Below are 18,870 nucleotides of genomic sequence, written 5' to 3'. Positions count from 1 at the left end.
AAGGACGACTAACCTGCGGTCGGATCATCATGACACAGCCTTCGGTCAAACATAACCGGCCCGTCGATTTACGGCACGGGGCAGGGCGATAGATATCGAGTGGTTGTTCTGAATCTGGCGAAGTAGGACAATTGCCGGCTTCACGTCACTATCAGCGACCTTGAATGGCCTTCCTTGCACTTGGTATTAACCACAAGACTGCTTCCGTAGACGTCCGCGAGCGCGTGGCCTTTACGCCTGAGCAACTGGTTGAGGCCCTGCAGCAGCTTTGCCGACTCACCGAGAGCCGCGAGGCTGCCATCCTCTCCACCTGCAATCGCAGCGAGCTTTATATAGAGCAGGATCACATTTCGGCCGATACCGTGCTGCGCTGGCTGGCCGAATATCACGATCTGAGTCTTGAAGAGCTGCGCGCCAGTGCCTATGTGCATGAAGACGATGCGGCCGTTCGTCACATGATGCGCGTTGCCTCCGGGCTCGATTCGCTGGTGCTGGGCGAACCGCAGATTCTCGGCCAGATGAAGTCGGCTTATGCCGTGGCCCGTGAGGCCGGCACGGTCGGGCCTCTGCTGGGGCGCTTGTTCCAGGCTACGTTCAATGCCGCCAAACAGGTGCGCACCGACACGGCCATCGGCGAAAACCCGGTGTCCGTGGCATTTGCCGCGGTCAGCCTGGCGAAACAGATTTTCAGCGATCTGCAACGCAGCCAGGCGCTACTGATCGGCGCGGGGGAGACCATCACCCTGGTCGCGCGCCATCTGCACGACCTGGGGGTCAAGCGTATCGTGGTTGCCAACCGTACCCTGGAGCGCGCCAGTACCCTGGCCGAGCAGTTCGGCGCCCATGCTGTGCTGCTCTCGGACATCCCGGCCGAGCTGGTGCACAGTGACATCGTCATCAGCTCCACCGCCAGCCAGTTGCCGATCCTGGGCAAAGGCGCAGTGGAAAGCGCCCTGAAACTGCGCAAGCACAAGCCGATTTTCATGGTGGACATTGCCGTTCCCCGGGACATCGAGCCGGAAGTGGGCGAGCTCGACGACGTTTATCTGTACAGCGTCGACGACCTGCACGAAGTGGTCGCCGAGAACCTCAAGAGCCGGCAAGGGGCGGCCCAGGCGGCCGAAGAAATGATCACCATCGGCGCGGAGGATTTCATGGTCCGCCTGCGCGAGCTGGCGGCGGTGGATGTGCTCAAGGCTTATCGTCAGCAGAGCGAACGCCTGCGCGACGAAGAGCTGCAAAAGGCCCAGCGCCTGCTGGCCAACGGTGGCAGCGCCGAAGAGGTGCTGGTGCAACTGGCTCGCGGCCTGACCAATAAATTGCTTCACGCGCCCAGTGTCCAGCTCAAGAAGCTGACCGCCGAAGGCCGCCTCGATGCGTTGGCCATGGCCCAGGAACTCTTTGCCCTCGGTGAGGGTTCACCGGATAGTTTTTCGGATAAAAAATCGCAATGAAAGCGTCACTGCTCAATAAGCTGGACATTCTCCAGGACCGTTTCGAGGAACTGACCGCCCTGCTGGGCGATGGTGAAGTCATTTCCGACCAGAACAAGTTCCGCACGTATTCCAAGGAATACGCCGAAGTCGAGCCGATCGTCGCCACCTATAAACAGTTGCTCAAAGTGCAGGGCGACCTTGAAGGCGCCCAGGCGTTGCTCAAGGACAGCGATCCGGACATGCGCGAAATGGCGGTCGAGGAAGTCCGTGAAGCCAAGGAGCAGTTGCTCGAGCTTGAAAGCAACCTGCAACGCATGTTGTTGCCCAAGGATCCGAATGACGGTCGCAATGTGTTTCTCGAGATCCGTGCCGGCACCGGCGGCGACGAAGCGGCGATATTCTCCGGGGACCTGTTCCGCATGTATTCGCGTTACGCCGAGCGTCGCGGCTGGCGGGTGGAGATCCTCTCGGAGAACGAAGGCGAACACGGTGGCTATAAAGAGGTCATCGCCCGGGTCGAAGGTGACAACGTCTACGGCAAGCTGAAATTCGAATCCGGCGCCCACCGCGTGCAGCGTGTCCCGGCCACCGAATCCCAGGGGCGTATCCACACTTCGGCCTGTACCGTGGCGGTTTTGCCCGAGCCGGACGAGCAGGAAGCCATCGAGATCAACCCGGCGGACCTGCGGGTCGACACCTACCGCTCCTCGGGTGCGGGCGGTCAGCACGTCAACAAGACCGATTCGGCTATCCGTATCACTCACCTGCCTTCGGGCATTGTGGTCGAGTGCCAGGAGGAGCGTTCCCAGCACAAGAACCGTGCGCGTGCCATGTCGTGGTTGTCGGCCAAGCTCAACGATCAACAGACCAGTGCTGCGGCCAACGCCATCGCCAGCGAACGCAAGCTGTTGGTGGGCTCTGGAGATCGCTCGGAGCGGATTCGTACCTACAACTTTGCCCAGGGGCGGGTCACCGACCATCGAGTCAACCTGACGTTGTATTCGCTGGACGAAATTCTCGCCGGCGGCGTCGATGCAGTGATCGAACCGTTGCTGGCCGAATACCAGGCCGACCAGTTGGCCGCGATTGGCGAGTAAGCACAGGTGAACATATGACCATCATCGCCAGTTTGTTACGCGCCGCCGAGCTGCCGGATTCGCCCACGTCCCGACTGGATGCCGAATTGCTGCTGGCCGCGGCACTGGGCAAGTCCCGCAGCTTCCTGCACACCTGGCCCGAGCGAATCGTGCCAAGCGAAGCGGCGTTGGTGTTCTCTGAATACCTGCGCCGCCGTCGTTCTGGCGAGCCAGTAGCTTATATCCTCGGGCAGCAAGGCTTCTGGAACCTGGACCTGGAAGTGGCGCCCCACACCTTGATTCCGCGTCCCGACACCGAACTGCTGGTGGAAACCGCGCTGGCCTTGCTGCCGGCCGCACCGGCGAGGGTTCTGGATCTGGGCACCGGCAGCGGCGCGATTGCCCTGGCATTGGCCAGCGAGCGCCCGGCCTGGACAGTCACCGCGGTCGACCGTGTGCTGGAGGCGGTGGCCCTGGCCGAACGCAATCGCCAGCGCCTGGACCTGCGCAACGTCACGGTGCTGAGCAGCCACTGGTTCAGCGCTTTGGACGGTGAGCGTTTTGAGCTGATCATCAGCAACCCACCCTATATAGCCGCCACCGATCCTCACCTGGCCGAGGGCGACGTGCGGTTTGAGCCGGCCAGTGCCCTGGTGGCAGGGCACGACGGGCTTGATGATTTGCGCACAATTATCACCCAGGCCCCCGATCATCTTGAAACGGGTGGCTGGTTGATGCTCGAGCACGGTTACGATCAGGCCGACGCGGTGCGTGATCTGCTGCAAACCCAAGGGTTTACTGAAGTCCACAGCCGCCAGGACCTGGGTGGGCATGAGCGCATCAGCCTGGGGCGCCTGCCGTGCTGAACGATCAGGAGCTGTTGCGCTATAGCCGGCAGATTCTGTTGCAGCACGTCGACATCGACGGGCAACTGCGACTCAAGCACAGCCGCGTATTGATTGTCGGCCTCGGCGGACTCGGCGCTCCGGTGGCGTTGTACCTGGCCGCTGCTGGCGTCGGTGAGTTGCACCTGGCGGATTTTGACACGGTCGACCTGACCAACCTGCAACGCCAGATCATCCACGACACCGACAGTGTGGGCCTGAGCAAGGTCGATTCGGCGATGCGTCGCCTGACGGCGCTCAACCCTGAAATCAGCCTGGTGCCTCACCCACAGGCCATGGATGAAGACAGCCTGTCTGCTGCCGTTGCGGCAGTGGATGTGGTGCTGGACTGTTCCGACAATTTCTCCACCCGCGAAGCGGTGAATGCGGCGTGTGTCGCAGCGGGCAAACCGCTGGTCAGCGGTGCGGCGATTCGCCTGGAAGGGCAGCTATCCGTGTTTGATCCGCGCCGCCCGGAAAGCCCCTGCTATCACTGCCTCTATGGCCACGGCAGTGAAGCCGAATTGACCTGCAGCGAAACCGGTGTGCTCGGGCCGCTGGTGGGGTTGGTGGGCAGTCTGCAAGCCCTTGAAGCCTTGAAACTGTTGGCCGGTTTCGGCGAACCACTGGTGGGACGCCTGCTGTTGATCGACGCCGTGGGCAGCCGTTTTCGTGAGCTGAGGGTCAAGCGTGATCCGGGGTGCAGCGTCTGTGGTAGCAGCCAGCATGACTGAAGCGCCGGTCGGTGTGTTCGATTCGGGTGTCGGCGGGTTGTCGGTGCTGGGGGAGATTCGTCGGCTGTTGCCCAATGAGTCACTGCTCTACGTTGCAGACTGTGGGCATATTCCCTACGGCGAGAAAACCCCGGAATTCATCCGGCAGCGGTGCGCAATCATCGCCAACTTTCTCCATCACCAGGGCGCCAAGGCGCTGGTGGTGGCTTGCAATACCGCGACGGTCGCCGGGGTCGCCGATTTGCGTCGTGATTATCCCCACTGGCCCATTGTCGGCATGGAGCCGGCGGTCAAACCGGCGGCGGCTGCCACTCGAAGTGGCATTGTCGGTGTGCTGGCAACCACTGGCACATTACAAAGTGCCAAATTCGCCGCGTTACTTGATCGGTTCGCCACCGATGTGCAGGTGATCACCCAGCCATGCCCCGGGCTGGTAGAGCTGATCGAAGCAGGCGATCTCCAGAGCCCGGCTTTGCGTCAATTGCTGCAGGGCTATGTCGAACCTTTGCTGGCCGCCGGCTGCGACACGCTGATCCTGGGTTGCACGCACTATCCCTTCCTCAAGCCATTGCTCAAGCACATGGTCCCCGCGCACATCAGCCTGATCGACACGGGGGCCGCCGTTGCCCGGCAACTTCAGCGCCTGCTCGCTGAACGCGGCCTCCTGGCCGCCGGTCCCGCCAGTGAAACGCGATTCTGGAGTAGCGCAGATCCGATACATTTAAGAAAAATCCTACCAACGCTATGGAATTCGTCCGGCGTTGTGCGAAGCTTCAGTCTGTAAAAAAAACCTGAAAAATACCTAAATCAGGCTGAACTTCTGTTTTAACGCGGATTTCTATAGCTTTGTCTGTTTGTAACAAAACTAACTAAGTCTGTTCGGAAAAGGATGTTTCTAATGAAGCGTTTATTCTGCTTGGCTGCACTTGCGGCTGCATTGTTGGGGCACACTTACTCCGCACAAGCGGCAGGTGTGGAGTTTGGGGTGGGCCAGACCGGCGAGTCGACCATGACTTACCGCTTGGGTATGCAGTTCGATTGGGACAAGAGCTGGTTGCAGAGTGATGTCGGTCGCCTGACCGGCTATTGGAGCGGCGCTTACACGTATTGGGAAGGGGATGAGGCCTCGAGCAACCACAGCCTGTCGTTCTCGCCTGTCTTTGTGTATGAGTTTGCCGGTCAAAACGTAAAACCCTACATCGAGGCGGGTATCGGTGTTGCGTTGTTTGAAAATACCCAAGTGGAAAACAACCAGCTCGGTACGGCTTTTCAGTTCGAGGACCGCATTGGTTTCGGCCTGCGCTTCAACGGTGGACATGAAGTGGGTATTCGCGCCACTCATTACTCCAACGCCGGCATCAAGTCGACCAACGACGGTGTCGAAAGTTACGCGCTGCACTACACGATGCCGCTGTAACCCAAACCCGTGGGAGCGAGCCTGCTCGCGATAACGAAGTATCAGACAACCTCATATTGACTGGTCTACCGCTATCGCGAGCAGGCTCGCTCCCACGGGCTACCGATACGCAGTCGCAATCCCTTTGCGTTCTTCAATACATTCCGGCGCGCCCATCTCGAACTCGCGGCAGATCAGCGGGCGTTTTTCGTAGATCGTGCACCTCATGCTGTCGCGATCCAGCGCCGCGCACCAACCATCGTCGAGCCGCAACATCACTTCTCCACCCCATTCGTCCGTGTCGATAAAGCGTTCGGGCACGCCAGTGTCAGTGATCAGCATGACTTCCAGTTGGCAACAGCACGCCGCGCACGTCGAACAAGTGACGGCAGGCTGGGGGATCTGATGGACAGGGATGGTTTTCATGGCGCGCAGTGTAAGGCAACCGCGCCCCTCAGGGTTGGCCCTTGATCGGGCACCCATTCCCCGCTTTATCTGAGTTGACGTCAGTGAGCATCGATTCGGTCGATGAAGGTAGCGGCCAGAGTACGGTCATGGACGAAACGGGGAGCGCCACTTCATGGGGGCGCTCGGCCAGTTGTTTCAGCACGTGATGTGCCGCCGTTTCGGCCGTCCACTGGACTGGGGCCGGAAAACAGTCGTCGAGCCTGAGCGAAGGGCTGTCGAAGCCCGGATGAACCAGCGTCACGTCGATGCCCTCGGCCACCAGTTGGACGCGAGCCGACTCAAACAGAAAACGCATGCCTTTGCCGTCGGCCTCGCTATATGACGGTGGCAGGTAAGTCGCCGGGCTGGCGATGCCCACCAGATGGGACCGGTTGCCTGCACGCAGCAATGGCAGGGCAGTGTGAATGCAGAAGCTGGCCGCTATCAGATTGCTGCGCACAATGTGTTCGATGATCAAAGGGTCGGCGGGTTGGCCGTCGATGTATTCGGCGGTTCCTGCATTGAGAATCACGGTGTCCAGCGAGCCCCACTGCCGGGCAATCTGTTCGCCGATCTCGCGTACGGTCTGGCTGTCGGTCAAGTTGCCGGGCACCGCCAGTACTTGTCCCGGATAACGTGCCGAAAGGTCTTCACTCGAGCGCGACGAGCGCGAGCTAACGGCCAGGTGTGCGCCGGTTTTGAGTATCGCTTCGGCCAACGAAACGCCGATTCCGTTGCCCGCGCCGGTCAGCCAATATCGCTTACGAGTTTCTAGACCCATTCCATACTTCCTTCGCCGAGCAGAGTGCACGAGTTTGGTATAAGACTGTATGGCCGCAGGGTTGAAATTGCATCTTACGGTCCGTGTTTTTCTGTTCGCTGATCGCCCGATTTCTTGGTTTTACACTTATCGAGTTGGCAGGTTTCTGAACGCCTGCAATGCACGAGCCCGGGACTGACCCAGGTCGACAATCGCCGGAGGATAATCCGTCACGCCAAACAATCGGCCCTGCATGTTTGGATTATGGACCTGTTGCTTATCGAGATCGTTCAGTTCAGGTAACCAGCGTTTGATGAACAATCCTTCACGGTCGAATTTTTCCGATTGACTCAAGGGGTTGAAGATCCGAAACCAGGGCGCAGCATCCGTCCCGGTCGAGGCGCTCCACTGCCAGCCGCCGTTGTTGGCGGCCAGGTCGCCGTCGATCAGGTGTTGCATGAAAAAGCGCTCACCCTCGCGCCAGTCGATCAGCAGGTTCTTGGTCAGAAACATCGCCACCACCATCCGCAAACGGTTGTGCATCCACCCGGTTTCCAGCAACTGGCGCATGGCCGCGTCGATGATCGGCAAGCCAGTGCGTGCCTGTTTCCAGGCCTCCAGCTCTTCAGGGGCGTTGCGCCACGCCAGCGCTTCGGTTTCCGGACGGAACGCGCGATGGCGAGACACCCGTGGATAGCCCACTAGAATGTGTTTATAGAACTCACGCCAGAGCAATTCATTGATCCATGTCACAACACCGACATTTCCGCTCTCGAATTCACCCTGGTTGGCCTGCAGCGCCGCATGCAGGCATTGGCGTGGCGAGATCACACCCGCCACCAGGTACGCCGAGAGCTGGCTGGTGCCTGGCCTGGCGGGAAAGTCCCGTTCGCTCTGGTAATAATCGAGGTGTTGCTCAGCGAAGGTGTCCAGGCGCCGCCGGGCTTCGTTTTCACCGGCTGGCCAGAGGGCGCGCAGCGTTTCACTCGCAGGCGAGAAGCCTTCGACTTGCGTGGGCACCGGGTCGCTGACAATGCCGGTGGGTGCCTGCCGGGCCGGTTTGGCGACCAGGCTTGGCAGCGAAAAGTGCAGGCGGCTGTAACAGACCTTGCGGAACTGGCTGAACACCTGGAAATAGGTGCCGGTCTTGGTCAGCACACTGCCGGGCTTGAACAGCAACTGGTCGAGGTGGCTGTGAAATTCGATGCCCTGGCCCTGCAACGTTCGGGCAACTTCGGCATCTCGGTGGGTTTCGTTCAAGCCGTATTCTTCATTGACATGGACGGCGTCGATTGCCAGTTCGTGGCACAGCGAGAGCAGAATCTGCGGTGCCTGATCCCAGCGTGCAGCGTGGCGGATCAGCAGCGGGATGTTCAACGCCTCCAGGGCAGTGCTCAACGAGGCGAGGTTACGCAGCCAAAAGTCGATCTTGCACGGTGCATCGTCATGCGCGCGCCATTGTTCCGGGCTCGGCAGGTACACCGCCACACAAGGTCCCCGGGCTGCTGCGGTGGCGAGGGCGGTGTTGTCGTGCAGGCGCAGGTCGCTGCGCAGCCAGATCAGTTGCGTGGGTTTTTTCATTCAAATAAGTGCTCTGCGACTCAGTTCGCGGTAAGCCGATAACGGATCTTCGGCCCACGTAAGATTGTCGGTCGAAATGCCTGTGGATAACCGGGCGTGATGGATCGATGCGGCCGGGCCGGCGATGATGATCGGGCAATCCACTCCACTGATCAGCTTGGGCAGTTGGGACAGGTTCAGCGCGTTGCTGGAGTACAGCAGCACTCCACGGGCTTTGAGGCGTTCGACGGCCAAGGCCAGTTCGCCTGCGGGTATCGGCCCATCGAACACTTCCACGGGGCAATCGGCGCTGCTGGCCAGCCAGGCGCTAAGCCACAATTGGGGTTCCAGGGGCAGGTCCGAATGGTTGACCAGCAGCAATGGCGCACCGCGCAACTGACGATTGTTGTGGTAGATCCGACTGCCGAATTTGCTGCGCAGCCAGGAGTACAGAAACACCCGCTCCAACTGCGCACCGAACTGGCCTTGCCAGCGCAATTGCAGTTCGGCCAGCAAAGGCAGCAACAACTGCTCGCACACCGTCCAGGGCGGATAAAGCGCCATAGCCTGGTTGACCAGATCATCGACCTGACGCTCGGCCAGTTGCGTGACCGCCAGCATCAGGGCGTGGCGCTGACGCTGCCAGTCGTTTTCCAACGGTTCACTGGGCGGCTGCGGTGTGTCGAGCAGCGGTTTTATCTTGCTCACCGCCACCCCCCGATCGATCCAGGTGAGGATGCTCAAGATACGTTGCACATGATCGGCATTGAACAGTCGGTGACCCTTGGGGGTGCGGTGCGGCACGATCAGGCCATAACGGCGCTCCCAGGCTCTCAGGGTGACGGCATTGACCCCGGTTTGGCGGGCGACTTCGCGTATGGGCAGCCAGCCCTGCGCCAGGGCTTTGGCGAAGTCGGCCCCCAGGTCTTCGCTGGCGCTGGAATCAGGTTCGCTTTTCATCAAATGGCATTTCGCAGACTGAGGTTTTCCGGGTGTGGTTGCAGGTAGACCTGCTGCGCCAGATAGGGATCGGGATGCAGGCGCAAGTGATGCTTGAGCAAGGTCAGCGGAACTACCAGGGGTACGATGCCGAGGCGGTATTGCCCGATGAGGTGTTGTACTTCCTGCTTGTCTTCGGCGTTGATGGCGCGTTTGAGGTAACCGCTCAGGTGTTGCAGCACATTGGTGTGAGTGCGGCGGGTGGCGCATTTCTTCAAAGCAGCCATCAAGGCGCTGAAGTAGCGTGCGCCCAGCTCGTCAGGATCGGCCTTGCCCATGTTGCCCAACAGATTGCCCAAGGCCTTGTATTGCACAGGGTTATGGGCCATCAACAGATATTTGTAGCGCGAGTGAAAGTGGATCAGGTCGCGGCGTGTCAGGCCTTTGCGGCGCAGCGGTTGCCAGGCCGCGTAGGCAAATACCCGGGTCAGGAAATTTTCCCGCAGCACCGGGTCGTTCAGGCGACCGTCTTCCTCCACCGGCAAGTCGGGGTGGCGCTCGCAAAACGCCTGGGCATAGATGCCGCGTCCGCCGCCGTCCTGTGGCACGCTGTTGTGATCGTAGACCTTGACCCTCTCCAGTCCGCAGGACGGCGACTTCTGCATGAAGATGTAGCCGCAGATGTCATCCAGTTCCTCGGCCATCTGCTCTCCGTAAGCGGCCAATGGCCGGGTTACATTGAGGTCGTGCCTGACCGTACCAACCGCGTCAGGCCGTTCGGGATTACCCACCAGCCGGATCGGCTCGCGGGGGATGCCCAGGCCAATGGCGACTTCAGGGCAGACCGGCACGAAGTCGAAGTAGTCGACCAAGGTACGGCTGCATAGCTGCGATTGCTTGTGTCCGCCGTTGAAGCGAACTTCAGCGCCCATCAGGCAGGCGCTGATAGCGATTTTCGGTTTGACGACGGCATCATGGGGCATGGGCGACCTCTGATTTCAAATCTTGTACAAAATAACATTTGTGTACAATATTTTCATCATAGATCCGAACGCGCACAAGTCAACCGCTTTTGCGTGTGGGGCGATGTGGTTTTTGCGCAGACAGGCTGCTGCCTGTTTCGACAGCAGCGGGTGACGTAGGCTGGCGCGTTCTATTGCAGGCTGGCGTGCAGACGGCGTGCGGCTTCCTGACCGCTTAGCCAAGCACCTTCGACACGACCGGACAGGCACCAGTCGCCACAGACATACATACCCAGGTCGGCATCGGCCAAGGCGCCCCATTCATGGTTGCCGGCGGGGCGCGCGTAAAGCCAGCGATGGGCCACGCTGAAGCTGGGCGCAGGCATAGCACTGTGCAGCAGTTCGGCGAACGCGCCGTGCAGGTGTTCGATCACCGCTTCCTTGGCCATGTCGATGTGTTGGCGACTCCAGTCGCTGGTGGCGTGCAGCACCCAGGTGTCGAGCGTGCTGTCGCGCCCCGGTTTGCTGCGGTTGCGAGCCAGCCAGTCGAGGGGGCTGTCCTGGACGAAGCAGCCTTCCATGGAGGTATCCAGCGGTGTTTCGAAGGCCAGGGCCACGGCCCAGGTGGGGTCCATCTTCACGCCCGCCGCCACTGCGGCCAGCTTTGGCACGGCCGCCAGCAATGCCGTGGCCTGGGGCGCGGGCGTGGCGATCACAACCTGGCCGAAGGGGCCGTGGGTGAAGCCTTCCGCGTCCTGCAAGTGCCAATGCTCCTGACCGCGGTACACCTCGGTGATGCGGCAGGAGAACTGCACCTGCAACTCGCCAAGCAGGGCGCGAGTGATGGCGCTCATGCGCGGGGTGCCGACCCAGCGGGTCTGCTCATCCGGCGACGGGCTCAATTGCCCATCCTTGAAATGATAAAGCTGAGGTGTCCATTCCGCCGCCCAGCCCTGGGCTTGCCAACGCTGGACTTCCATCACGAAGCGGCGATCGCGGGCAGTGAAATACTGCGCGCCCATGTCCAGTGCGCCGGCATCACTGCGCTTGCTGGACATGCGTCCGCCACTGCCATGGCTTTTATCGAAGAGTTGAACGACATGCCCGGCCTCCGTCAGGGCCTGGGCGGCTGAAAGTCCGGCGATGCCGGTGCCGATGATTGCGATAGGTACAGTCATGAGGGCCTCGTTTACCTTTCTGTACAGACTACGCCGTCGTTTAAACCTGTACAATTAGGGTTTTTGGTATAAGTTTTACCGTTCGCGTTTTGACAGGGTGACCTATTGTTAAACACAGACCCTGCCTGATACGAAAAATCCCTGCTTATAAAAATAGACTAATGGGCTGGGTAAAACGCGATGCGAGGAACACTTCATGCACATATTGCTGACCGGCGGTACTGGTTTGATCGGACGTCAGCTCTGCCGCCACTGGTTGGCGCAGGGCCATCGCTTGACGGTGTGGAGTCGTCGCCCCGAAGACGTGGCGAAGATCTGCGGCGCGCAAGTGCGGGGTGTCGCCCGGCTCGAGGAGATTGCCGAGCCGGTGGATGCGGTGGTCAACCTCGCGGGGGCACCGATTGCGGATCGACCCTGGAGCCATAAACGCAAGAAGTTGTTGTGGAGCAGTCGCATCACCCTGACAGAAGCGTTGTTGGCTTGGCTGGAGCGTAGCGAACACAAACCCGGGGTATTGATTTCCGGTTCCGCGGTGGGGTGGTACGGCGACGGCGGCGAGCGTGAGCTGACCGAGGACTCGGGACCGGTGAGCGAGGACTTCGCCAGCCAGTTGTGCATCGCCTGGGAGGAAACCGCGCAGCGCGCCGAGGCCATGGGCATACGGGTGGTACTGGTTCGCACCGGTCTGGTCCTGTCGGCCGAGGGCGGCTTTTTGTCGCGGCTGCTGCTGCCGTTCAAACTGGGGTTGGGCGGGCGTATTGGCAATGGCCGGCAGTGGATGCCGTGGATTCACATTGCCGATCAAATCGCTCTGATTGATTTTCTTCTGCACCGCGATGAGGCCAGCGGTCCTTATAATGCCTGCGCGCCGAACCCGGTGCGCAACCGCGATTTTGCCAAGGCCCTGGGGCACGTGCTGCATCGGCCGGCCGTGGTGCCGATGCCGGAACTGGCGCTGAAGGTCGCATTGGGAGAATTGTCATTGCTGTTGCTGGGCGGCCAGCGCGCAACGCCGGCCCGATTGCAGGCGGCGGGTTTCACTTTCCGGTTCACTGATTTGCATGCGGCTCTCGACGATTTGTCGGACCGCCTTTGAAATAGGACGTTGCATGACCGATCACGCGTTGCTTCTGGTGAATCTGGGTTCGCCTGCTTCTACTTCGGTGGCCGATGTGCGCCGCTACCTCAATCAGTTTTTGATGGATCCCTACGTCATCGACCTGCCGTGGCCGGTGCGGCGCTTGCTGGTGTCGCTGATCCTGATCAAGCGCCCCGAGCAATCGGCCCATGCCTATGCGTCGATCTGGTGGGACGAGGGCTCGCCGCTGGTGGTGCTCAGCCGTCGCTTGCAACAAGCCATGACTGCGCAATGGACCCAGGGGCCGGTTGAGTTGGCGATGCGTTATGGCGAGCCGTCCATTGAGTCGACCCTGGTGCGCCTGACAAGCCAGGGCCACAAGAAGATCACGCTGGCGCCGTTGTATCCGCAATTTGCCGACAGCACAGTCACCACGGTGATCGAAGAAGCCAAGCGGGTGGTGCGCGAGAAGAAGCTCGATGTGCAGTTCTCGATTCTCCAGCCGTTCTACGATCAGCCGGAATACCTCGACGCCCTGGTTGCCAGCGCCAAGCCGTATCTGATGCAGGATTACGACCACCTGCTGTTGAGCTTCCATGGTTTGCCCGAGCGGCACCTGACCAAGCTCGACCCCACGGGTTTCCATTGCTTCAAGGACGCCGACTGCTGCAAAAATGCGCCGCCTGAGGTCATGGCTACGTGTTACCGCGCGCAATGCATTCGCACCGCCGACCTATTCGCCCAGCGCATGGGGCTCAAGGATGGCCAATGGTCGGTGTCGTTCCAGTCGCGACTGGGGCGCGCCAAGTGGATCGAACCCTACACCGAAGCGCGCCTGGATGAACTGGCTAAAAGTGGCGTGAAAAAAGTGTTGGTGATGTGCCCGGCGTTTGTGGCCGACTGCATCGAAACCCTGGAAGAAATCGGTGATCGCGGGCGCGAGCAATTTCGTGAGGCGGGCGGGGAGGAGTTGGTGCTGGTGCCGTGTCTCAATGATGATGTGCAATGGGCGCAGGCGTTGAGTACCCTGTGCGAGCGGGCACCGATCGCTTTGTAAAATTCAAGGGCCCAATCGCGAGCAGGCTCGCTCCCACAATGGATCTCGAGTGTTCAAAGATCCGCTGATGTGGGAGCGAGCCTGCTCGCGATAGCTATCTGACTGGCAGCACAAAACTTCAAGCTTGAGTCAGATCAGCGGCTCATCCGCCTTCTTCTGCTTCCAGCCGTCATTGCCCGGCAGGATCAGGTTCAGGGCGATCGCCACCACCGCGCACAGCGCGATGCCTTTGAGGCCGAAGTCGTCCGGGCCGGTGCCGGTGCCTACCAGCACACCGCCGATACCAAACACCAGCGTCACCGAAACGATCACCAGGTTGCGCGCTTCGCTCAGGTCGATCTTGTGGCGGATCAGCGTGTTCATGCCCACCGCCGCGATCGAACCGAACAACAGGCACAGGATCCCGCCCATCACCGGCACCGGGATGCTTTGCAGCAGCGCGCCGAACTTGCCGATGAACGCCAGGCTGATGGCGAAGATCGCCGCCCAGGTCATGATTTTCGGGTTGTAGTTTTTAGTCAGCATCACCGCGCCAGTGACTTCGGCGTAGGTGGTGTTGGGCGGGCCGCCGAACAGGCCGGCTGCCGTGGTGGCGATGCCATCGCCGAGCAGGGTGCGGTGCAGGCCGGGTTTTTTCAGGTAGTCGCGACCGGTCACGCTGCCCACCGCGATGACCCCACCGATGTGCTCGATGGCTGGCGCCAAAGCCACCGGCACGATGAACAGGATCGCTTGCCAGTTGAACTCCGGCGCGGTGAAATTCGGCAGGGCGAACCATGGCGCGGCGGCGATTTTGGCGGTGTCCACTACACCAAAATAAAACGCCATGGCAAAGCCCACCAGCACGCCGGAAATGATCGGCACCAGGCGGAAAATGCCTTTGCCGAACACCGCGACGATCAGGGTGGTGAGCAGCGCCGGCATCGAGATCAGCATCGCCGTCTGGTAGGCAATCAGCTCGGTGCCGTCGCCGGCCTTGCCCATGGCCATGTTGGCGGCAATCGGTGCCATGGCCAGGCCGATGGAAATGATCACCGGCCCAATCACCACCGGCGGCAGCAAGCGGTCGATAAATCCGGTGCCCTTGACCTTCACCGCCAGGCCCAGGAAGGTGTAGACGAAACCGGCCGCCATCACCCCGCCCATGGTCGCGGCCAGGCCGAACTGGCCCTTGGCGAGAATGATCGGGGTGATGAAGGCAAAGCTCGATGCCAGAAACACCGGCACCTGACGCCCGGTGACGATCTGGAACAGGATTGTTCCCAGGCCTGCGGTGAACAGCGCTACGTTCGGGTCCAGCCCGGTGATCAGCGGCATCAGTACCAGCGCGCCGAAGGCGACGAACAGCATCTGCGCGCCAGACAATACCTGGCGCCAGAGCGGATCGTTGAACTCATCCTGCATGCTCAAGCGTCCTTCTGCTTGGTACCGAAGATCTTGTCGCCGGCATCGCCCAGGCCCGGGATGATGTAGCCATGTTCGTTGAGTTTCTGGTCGATGGAAGCGGTGTAGATGGTGACGTCGGGGTGAGCGTCTTCCACGGCCTTGATGCCTTCGGGGGCCGCCACCAGCACCATGGCGCGGATGTCACGGCAACCGGCTTTTTTCAGCAGGTCGATGGTGGCGACCATGGAGCTGCCGGTGGCGAGCATCGGATCGATGATCATTGCCAGGCGCTCGTCGATTTCCGGCACCAGTTTTTCCAGGTAGGTGTGCGCCTGCAGGGTCTGCTCGTTGCGGGCCACGCCCACGGCGCTGACTTTGGCGCCCGGGATCAGGCTCAGCACGCCTTCGAGCATGCCGATGCCGGCACGCAGGATCGGCACCACGGTGATTTTCTTGCCGGCGATTTTTTCCACCTGGACCGTACCGGCCCAACCGTCGATTTCATAGGACTCCAGCGGCAGGTCCTTGGTGGCTTCATAGGTGAGCAGTGCACCGACTTCCTGGGCAAGTTCGCGGAAGTTCTTCGTGCTAATGTCGGCGCGGCGCATCAGGCCGAGTTTATGTCTGATCAGCGGGTGGCGGATCTCGAGGATGGGCATGGGGAAAGCTCCGGCGGCGGGCAAAAAAACCGGCCTAGATTAATCTATCCGAGGGTGTTGTCCTATAGACAATACAGAACGTTAGTCCACAAACGCTTGATCTGGCCGGGCGGGATGCGTACCTTTGCCCGCTTTTCCGAACCCGTCCCTCCCCCAACCTCCCCTGGAGAGCGCCATGTCCGCTGATCTCGAGCATATCCGTCAAATCATGCGAGAGGCTGACTGCCTGTACACCGAAGCCGAAGTCGAAGCGGCCATCGCCCGTGTCGGCGCGCAAATCAACGACCAGTTGGCCGATTCCAACCCGGTGGTGTTCTGCGTCATGAACGGTGGGCTGATTTTCTCCGGCAAACTGCTGACCTACCTGAACTTCCCGCTGGAAGCGTCCTATCTGCACGCCACCCGTTACCGCAACGAAACCAGCGGTGGCGACCTGTTCTGGAAAGCCAAGCCGGAAGTTTCGTTCATCGACCGTGACGTGCTGATCATCGACGACATCCTCGACGAAGGTCACACCCTGGGCGCCATCATCGACTTCTGCAAACACGCCGGTGCCCGCGCTGTGCACACTGCCGTGCTGATCGACAAGGACCACGACCGCAAGGCCCGTCCGGACCTGAAAGCCGATTTCGTCGGCCTGCCGTGCATTGACCGCTACATCTTCGGCTACGGCATGGACTACAAAGGTTACTGGCGCAATGCCAACGGTATTTTCGCCGTCAAAGGAATGTAATCGATGAACCGGCCGGGCTTTCTGGATCAAGCGCTGTTCAACGAACTGGCCGAGAAAGCCACGGCCAGTCCTCGCGGGCGCCAACACCACAATTTTCATCAGATGGACGAGCCTTGCCATCGCATGGCGGTTGGCTTGCAGCCGTCCACTTACATCCCGCCGCATCGCCACCTGAGCGCCGACAAGGCTGAAACCTTGCTGGTGCTCAAGGGCCGGCTCGGTGTGTTGATCTTTGATGAAACCGGGACGGTGGTGGACAAGCGTATCCTGCAGGCCGGTGGCGATTGCCTCGGTGTCGACCTGCCGGCGGGCGTGTACCACGGTTTAGTGGTGCTGGAAGCCGACAGCCTGATGTTCGAGTGCAAGGCCGGGCCTTACCGCCCGGTGGGCGATGGCGAACTGGCCCCCTGGGCGCCCCGCGAAGGCGAGGCGGGGGTGGCGCAGTACCAGGCCTGGATGCGCGCTCAGTTCGACTGAGCGGTGCTTCTGTGGCGAGGGAGCTTGCTCCCGCTGGGCTGCGCAGCAGCCCCAATTGCAGGTGGATGCTACGCACCCAAGCGGGAGCAAGCTCCCTCGCCACAAACAGCTGCGTGGTAACAGATCAATCAGGCCGGGCTCGAGTGTGCAGCGCTACCGGCGAGCCATTTTTCGCTTTTGGCCCGTGCCTGCTCCAGGGTCTGCACATACGCCAGTTGGCGCTGCTCGCGATGGATGCCGGCGCGGCGCAACTTCAGGCGTACCCGTGGCGCGGTTGCCACCAGAATCAGGCCGATGCCCTGCTTGCGGTAGTCCTTGAGGATACTTTCAAAAGCCGCCAGCGCAGTCATGTCCAGCATCGGCACGGCGCTCATTTCCACCACCATCACCCGAATCCCCGGATCGAATTTGCGCAGCACATCCAGGGCCTTTTCTGCCGCGCCAAAAAACAGCGGTCCGCGAATGGCGTAGCAGCGAACGTGCTCGGGCATCTCCAGCAGGGCCTGATGGAAATGGCGCGGCAGTTCGGCGGTGTCCGTCAGCTCGCTCATGCGTTTGATGAACAGCCCGGCGGCCAGCAGCAGGCCGACGGCGACGGCCAGGACCATGTCGAACAGTACGGTCAGGCTCAGGCAGGTCAGTAGCACCAGCACGTCACTGCGTGGGGCGATACGCAAGGTGTGCAGCACGTGTCCGGCTTCGCTCATGTTCCAGGCCACCATCACCAGCAATGCCGCCAGCGCTGCCATGGGCAGATAGCTGAACAACGGCGCCAGCAGCACAATCGCCCCCAATACCACGAGGCTGTGAATGATCGCGGCCAATGGCGAAAACGCGCCGCTGCGCACATTGGTGGCGCTGCGGGCAATCGCCGCCGTGGCAGTGATGCCGCCGAACAGTGGCGCCACCAGATTGCCCAGGCCCTGGCCGATCAGTTCGGCGTTGGGGTCGTGTTTACTGCCGGTCATGCCGTCGGCCACCACCGCGCACAACAGCGACTCAATGGCACCGAGCATGGCGATGGCAAAGGCAGGCCCGAGCAATTGGCGGATCAGATCGTAGGACAGTTCCAAGGAGCGGCCCTGATTGTCCGGGAGATTCCAAGGCCAGTCGAAACTCGGCAAAAATGGCGGGATGCCGGGGTAACTGATGCCGTCGACCACGTAGCTGAAACGTTCGCCCAATGTCGCGATTTGCCAGCCGCCGCTTTCCAGCGCCAGCCCCAACAGCGCACCCACCAACAGGGCGACCAGATGTCCCGGAACACGCGGCACCCAGCGCGGCCAGACAATCAATACCGCCAGGCAGATGAGGCCGATAAGGCCGTCGTCGAGCCGGGCGCTGGGCAGCGCCGTGATCAAGGCGCCCAATTGCTCGATGTAATGCTCGGCGTTGCCGACAGTGGTCAGGCCCAACAGGTCTTTGAGTTGCAGGGTGGCAATGACCACGCCGATCCCAGCGGTAAAACCGAGAACGACCGGATAAGGAATGTACTGGATCAGGCGCCCGGCCCGCATCAGGCCCAGCGCTATCAGGATCATGCCCGCCAGCATCGTGCACAGCAGCAGGCCGCCCAGTCCGTATTGCTGGGTAATGGGCAGCAGGATCACCACGAACGCCGCTGTCGGCCCGCTCACGTTGAAGCGCGAGCCGCCGGTGAGGGCAATCAGGGGGGCGGCCACCAGCACCGTGTACAAGCCATGCTGCGGCGGCACGCCGACGGCGATTGCCAGGGCCATGGCCAAGGGGATGGCAATGATGCCGACGGTCAGCCCGGCCACCAGATCGCCGCGCAGGCGTTCAAGGGTGTAACCGGCGCGCCAGGTTTGGCGCCAAGCGGCGAATATCGGTGGGGCGGAGAAGGACATGGGCACTCCACGCATGAAAGAAAGGGATACATCCTGAGCTTTGCCAAACACAAAATTCGTGGCGAGGGAGCTTGCTCCCGCTCGAGTGCGTAGCGCTCGCAAAATATCTTGGGGCCGCTGCGCAACCCAGCGGGAGCAAGCTCCCTCGCCACAAAGGCATAAACCGGCAGGCCGGGGCTGATGGCTCCTTGAGTATGCCGTGCTCGTGGCGCGGATGTATTGACCTGGATCGTTATTTTT

At 61.0% G+C, this 18,870-nt stretch carries 19 protein-coding genes; 10 read left to right on the top strand and 9 right to left on the bottom strand.

Translation table 11 applies throughout. From position 1 onward, the window contains the following. Positions 1 to 164: 164 nt before the first annotated feature. From hemA to CRX69_RS22970, 6 genes are all read left to right on the top strand, one after another. Positions 165 to 1,454: a glutamyl-tRNA reductase gene (hemA, locus tag CRX69_RS22995; RefSeq protein ID WP_047229397.1), complete on the top strand. Its 1,290-nt coding sequence runs from the start codon at positions 165 to 167 to the stop codon at positions 1,452 to 1,454. Then, the gene (gene prfA, locus CRX69_RS22990) at positions 1,451 to 2,533 is read left to right on the top strand and encodes a peptide chain release factor 1 (protein ID WP_047229398.1); all 1,083 of its coding nucleotides are present in this window, start codon (positions 1,451 to 1,453) and stop codon (positions 2,531 to 2,533) included. The genes hemA and prfA overlap by 4 nt, the downstream gene beginning before the upstream one ends. Positions 2,534 to 2,547: 14 nt before the next feature. Beyond that, complete coding sequence (gene prmC / locus CRX69_RS22985) at positions 2,548 to 3,378, top strand: peptide chain release factor N(5)-glutamine methyltransferase (RefSeq protein WP_076386306.1); 831 nt, start codon at positions 2,548 to 2,550, stop codon at positions 3,376 to 3,378. Further along, entirely contained in the window at positions 3,372 to 4,130 is a 759-nt protein-coding gene (locus tag CRX69_RS22980; protein WP_076386304.1) for a molybdopterin-synthase adenylyltransferase MoeB, read from the top strand. The genes prmC and CRX69_RS22980 overlap by 7 nt, the downstream gene beginning before the upstream one ends. Continuing rightward, positions 4,123 to 4,914, top strand: coding sequence for a glutamate racemase (gene murI / locus CRX69_RS22975; protein WP_076386302.1), 792 nt, complete (start codon positions 4,123 to 4,125; stop codon positions 4,912 to 4,914). Before CRX69_RS22980 ends, murI begins: the two co-directional genes overlap by 8 nt. Before the next feature lie 114 nt (positions 4,915 to 5,028). Next, entirely contained in the window at positions 5,029 to 5,547 is a 519-nt protein-coding gene (locus CRX69_RS22970) for an acyloxyacyl hydrolase (RefSeq protein ID WP_047229402.1), read from the top strand. Positions 5,548 to 5,646: 99 nt separating this feature from the next. On the opposite strand, the gene CRX69_RS22965 is transcribed toward CRX69_RS22970, so the two are convergent. The 6 genes from CRX69_RS22965 to CRX69_RS22940 form a co-directional block, all read right to left on the bottom strand. Next, positions 5,647 to 5,952: a YkgJ family cysteine cluster protein gene (locus tag CRX69_RS22965; protein ID WP_076386300.1), complete on the bottom strand. Its 306-nt coding sequence runs from the start codon at positions 5,950 to 5,952 to the stop codon at positions 5,647 to 5,649. Between the two features lie 28 nt (positions 5,953 to 5,980). Next, on the bottom strand, positions 5,981 to 6,754 hold the full coding sequence (locus tag CRX69_RS22960) for an SDR family NAD(P)-dependent oxidoreductase (protein WP_076386298.1): 774 nt from the start codon (positions 6,752 to 6,754) through the stop codon (positions 5,981 to 5,983). Positions 6,755 to 6,880: 126 nt separating this feature from the next. Next, positions 6,881 to 8,314, bottom strand: a complete 1,434-nt coding sequence (gene phrB, locus CRX69_RS22955; protein WP_076386296.1) for a deoxyribodipyrimidine photo-lyase — start codon at positions 8,312 to 8,314, stop codon at positions 6,881 to 6,883. Then, positions 8,315 to 9,253, bottom strand: coding sequence for a MerR family transcriptional regulator (locus CRX69_RS22950; RefSeq protein WP_047229406.1), 939 nt, complete (start codon positions 9,251 to 9,253; stop codon positions 8,315 to 8,317). Continuing rightward, positions 9,253 to 10,215 carry a YbgA family protein gene (locus tag CRX69_RS22945; protein ID WP_047229407.1) on the bottom strand — a complete coding sequence of 321 codons (963 nt, stop codon included), beginning with the start codon at positions 10,213 to 10,215 and terminating at the stop codon, positions 9,253 to 9,255. The genes CRX69_RS22950 and CRX69_RS22945 overlap by 1 nt, the downstream gene beginning before the upstream one ends. 170 nt (positions 10,216 to 10,385) lie before the next feature. Then, complete coding sequence (locus tag CRX69_RS22940) at positions 10,386 to 11,372, bottom strand: NAD(P)/FAD-dependent oxidoreductase (RefSeq protein ID WP_047229408.1); 987 nt, start codon at positions 11,370 to 11,372, stop codon at positions 10,386 to 10,388. Positions 11,373 to 11,568: 196 nt separating this feature from the next. Here CRX69_RS22940 and CRX69_RS22935 point away from each other — a divergent pair, with 196 nt between their 5' ends. Both CRX69_RS22935 and hemH read left to right on the top strand, forming a co-directional pair. Next, positions 11,569 to 12,468, top strand: a complete 900-nt coding sequence (locus CRX69_RS22935) for a TIGR01777 family oxidoreductase (protein ID WP_047229409.1) — start codon at positions 11,569 to 11,571, stop codon at positions 12,466 to 12,468. A gap of 13 nt (positions 12,469 to 12,481) precedes the next feature. Next, entirely contained in the window at positions 12,482 to 13,507 is a 1,026-nt protein-coding gene (gene hemH / locus CRX69_RS22930) for a ferrochelatase (protein ID WP_107322925.1), read from the top strand. A gap of 129 nt (positions 13,508 to 13,636) precedes the next feature. Here the strand turns inward: hemH and CRX69_RS22925 are convergent, their stop codons facing one another. Both CRX69_RS22925 and upp read right to left on the bottom strand, forming a co-directional pair. Then, the gene (locus CRX69_RS22925) at positions 13,637 to 14,911 is read right to left on the bottom strand and encodes a uracil-xanthine permease family protein (protein WP_076386292.1); all 1,275 of its coding nucleotides are present in this window, start codon (positions 14,909 to 14,911) and stop codon (positions 13,637 to 13,639) included. Between the two features lie 2 nt (positions 14,912 to 14,913). Beyond that, a complete protein-coding gene (gene upp, locus CRX69_RS22920; RefSeq protein ID WP_030138594.1) occupies positions 14,914 to 15,552 on the bottom strand; it encodes a uracil phosphoribosyltransferase in 639 nt (212 codons plus the stop codon). Positions 15,553 to 15,727: 175 nt separating this feature from the next. On the opposite strand from upp, the gene CRX69_RS22915 reads away from it, so the two are divergent. Continuing rightward, positions 15,728 to 16,285, top strand: coding sequence for a hypoxanthine-guanine phosphoribosyltransferase (locus CRX69_RS22915; RefSeq protein ID WP_047229412.1), 558 nt, complete (start codon positions 15,728 to 15,730; stop codon positions 16,283 to 16,285). A 3-nt stretch (positions 16,286 to 16,288) separates the two neighbouring features. Then, positions 16,289 to 16,762, top strand: a complete 474-nt coding sequence (locus CRX69_RS22910; protein WP_076386290.1) for a WbuC family cupin fold metalloprotein — start codon at positions 16,289 to 16,291, stop codon at positions 16,760 to 16,762. Between the two features lie 128 nt (positions 16,763 to 16,890). On the opposite strand, the gene dauA is transcribed toward CRX69_RS22910, so the two are convergent. Beyond that, positions 16,891 to 18,630 (bottom strand): C4-dicarboxylic acid transporter DauA, encoded by a 1,740-nt coding sequence (dauA, locus tag CRX69_RS22905; protein WP_107322924.1) that lies wholly within the window; start codon positions 18,628 to 18,630, stop codon positions 16,891 to 16,893. Between the last annotated feature and the right edge of the window lie 240 nt (positions 18,631 to 18,870).

Source organism: Pseudomonas rhizophila, from assembly GCF_003033885.1.
GTDB classification, from domain to species: domain Bacteria; phylum Pseudomonadota; class Gammaproteobacteria; order Pseudomonadales; family Pseudomonadaceae; genus Aquipseudomonas; species Aquipseudomonas rhizophila.
The sequence above is the reverse complement of the archived record's forward strand: the minus strand, read 5'-3'. Positions and strand labels throughout refer to the sequence as shown.

Bases quoted from the DNA above. Each gene is read 5' to 3' on its own strand.
- hemA (WP_047229397.1), top strand. From the start codon at position 165: ATGGCCTTCCTTGCACTTGGTATTAACCACAAGACTGCTTCCGTAGAC.
- prfA (WP_047229398.1), top strand. From the start codon at position 1,451: ATGAAAGCGTCACTGCTCAATAAGCTGGACATTCTCCAGGACCGTTTC.
- prmC (WP_076386306.1), top strand. From the start codon at position 2,548: ATGACCATCATCGCCAGTTTGTTACGCGCCGCCGAGCTGCCGGATTCG.
- murI (WP_076386302.1), top strand. From the start codon at position 4,123: ATGACTGAAGCGCCGGTCGGTGTGTTCGATTCGGGTGTCGGCGGGTTG.
- CRX69_RS22970 (WP_047229402.1), top strand. From the start codon at position 5,029: ATGAAGCGTTTATTCTGCTTGGCTGCACTTGCGGCTGCATTGTTGGGG.
- CRX69_RS22965 (WP_076386300.1), bottom strand. From the start codon at position 5,952: ATGAAAACCATCCCTGTCCATCAGATCCCCCAGCCTGCCGTCACTTGT.
- CRX69_RS22960 (WP_076386298.1), bottom strand. From the start codon at position 6,754: ATGGGTCTAGAAACTCGTAAGCGATATTGGCTGACCGGCGCGGGCAAC.
- phrB (WP_076386296.1), bottom strand. From the start codon at position 8,314: ATGAAAAAACCCACGCAACTGATCTGGCTGCGCAGCGACCTGCGCCTG.
- CRX69_RS22950 (WP_047229406.1), bottom strand. From the start codon at position 9,253: ATGAAAAGCGAACCTGATTCCAGCGCCAGCGAAGACCTGGGGGCCGAC.
- CRX69_RS22945 (WP_047229407.1), bottom strand. From the start codon at position 10,215: ATGCCCCATGATGCCGTCGTCAAACCGAAAATCGCTATCAGCGCCTGC.
- CRX69_RS22940 (WP_047229408.1), bottom strand. From the start codon at position 11,372: ATGACTGTACCTATCGCAATCATCGGCACCGGCATCGCCGGACTTTCA.
- CRX69_RS22935 (WP_047229409.1), top strand. From the start codon at position 11,569: ATGCACATATTGCTGACCGGCGGTACTGGTTTGATCGGACGTCAGCTC.
- hemH (WP_107322925.1), top strand. From the start codon at position 12,482: ATGACCGATCACGCGTTGCTTCTGGTGAATCTGGGTTCGCCTGCTTCT.
- CRX69_RS22925 (WP_076386292.1), bottom strand. From the start codon at position 14,911: ATGCAGGATGAGTTCAACGATCCGCTCTGGCGCCAGGTATTGTCTGGC.
- upp (WP_030138594.1), bottom strand. From the start codon at position 15,552: ATGCCCATCCTCGAGATCCGCCACCCGCTGATCAGACATAAACTCGGC.
- CRX69_RS22915 (WP_047229412.1), top strand. From the start codon at position 15,728: ATGTCCGCTGATCTCGAGCATATCCGTCAAATCATGCGAGAGGCTGAC.
- CRX69_RS22910 (WP_076386290.1), top strand. From the start codon at position 16,289: ATGAACCGGCCGGGCTTTCTGGATCAAGCGCTGTTCAACGAACTGGCC.
- dauA (WP_107322924.1), bottom strand. From the start codon at position 18,630: ATGTCCTTCTCCGCCCCACCGATATTCGCCGCTTGGCGCCAAACCTGG.